This window comes from Streptomyces sp. NPDC031274 (assembly GCF_055570235.1).
In genome coordinates, this window is the sequence record NZ_JBVIHP010000281.1 from 1 (window position 1) to 1,296 (window position 1,296).

The following is a 1,296-nucleotide window of genomic DNA, read 5'->3' on the forward strand; positions in this document are numbered from 1 at the left end:
GGACGGCGCCGTGGCCATGCGGTCGTCGCTCGATCCCGAGACGGTGCTGCGATACACCGAGGCGGAATGGCGGGCCTTCGTACTCGGGGCGCGGGACGGGGAGTTCGATCTGGAGCCGGCGGCGGGCGAGGGCAACCGGGACGCGGCTGACGCATAGAGCGCAGCCGTCAGCTGGTCAGAGCTCGCGCCGAGGCGTACACGTCGAATACGGCCAGGGTCAGCGGGACCAGCGTCAGCAGGACGAAGCCTTCCGCGATTTCCGTGAAGCGGCCCCAGAAGGGGGTGACTCCGCGGCGTGACGTGATCAGGCCTACGGCGGTGACCAGTACGGAGGCGGCCGCGATCGCCGCGATCAGCCACAGCGTTCGTACGTTGAGGGCCGAACTGTCGCCGAGCAGGGCGTCGCGCATCAGCGCGTGCGGCGGGTTGAGGCAGAGGCCGAGTCCGAGCAGCACGAGTGCCGCCAGGCCCGCGGCCAGCGTGGAGGCAACCTGAGCCGTGTAACGGAAGAGCTGGGCGCGCATCAGCATCGCGATGCCGGTGGCGAGGGCAAGCAACTGCCCCCAGACATCGTCGGAGAAGCCGAGCACCGCGGCCGCACCGACGGACACCAGGGCGCAGCCACCCACCAGGCCGACGAGCAGTTCGTGACCGCGGCGGGCCTGGGCGGCGATGCGCTCGGCGTCGACAGGCTGCTGCGGCTCCGGCTCGGCGCCGTACTCGTTGCGTGCGGCGTGCGGGGACTCGAAGCCGATGGGGATACGGGCGAACCGCATGGACAGGCCCGGCAGGAACGCGAGGGCGCCTACGGCCAGCGGGGCGCAGAGCGCCGCGGTCTCGATCGGCTCCAAGCTGCTGAGCGTCGCGATGAACACGGTGAGCAGGCCGACGGCGGAGGCGAAGACGAAGGCCACGAACGGGCCGTCCCCGCGCGGCGACACCAGGGTGAGGATCACCGAAGCGATGAGTACGGCCGTGCAGGCGAGCAGGAACTGGAGCCTGCCGATGCCCTGCCCCTCGGTCAGGGGCAGCAGACCGGAGCCGGCCACGGCCACGTTCGGCAGAGCGCCGAGGCCGAGAGCGATGGCCGAGGCCCGGTCGTCATAGATCCGCGCACGCACGCAGGCGAGGGTGAGCAGCAGCAGGCCCGCGATGGCGGCAAGGATGCCCGGCAGGCTGTGCATGTCGTGGCGGGGCTCCGCGGTCCAAGCCACGAAGGCGATGAGGGCCGGCAGCACGGCGCCGCCGATGAGTCCCGCCACGCGCGTCGAGTCGCCGTTCCACAGCGTGCGATCG

2 protein-coding genes are annotated in these 1,296 nt (G+C 71.6%); one reads left to right on the top strand and one right to left on the bottom strand.

Annotated elements, in window-relative coordinates:
* Positions 1–157, top strand: a 157-nt coding sequence (locus tag ACZ5CR_RS45670; RefSeq protein WP_468869726.1) for a DUF397 domain-containing protein, incomplete at its 5' end; no start/stop codon positions are given.
* 10 nt (positions 158–167) lie between these two features.
* Here ACZ5CR_RS45670 and eccD read toward each other — a convergent pair.
* On the bottom strand, positions 168–1,296 hold a 1,129-nt coding region (gene eccD, locus ACZ5CR_RS45675; RefSeq protein ID WP_468869722.1), incomplete at its 5' end, for a type VII secretion integral membrane protein EccD.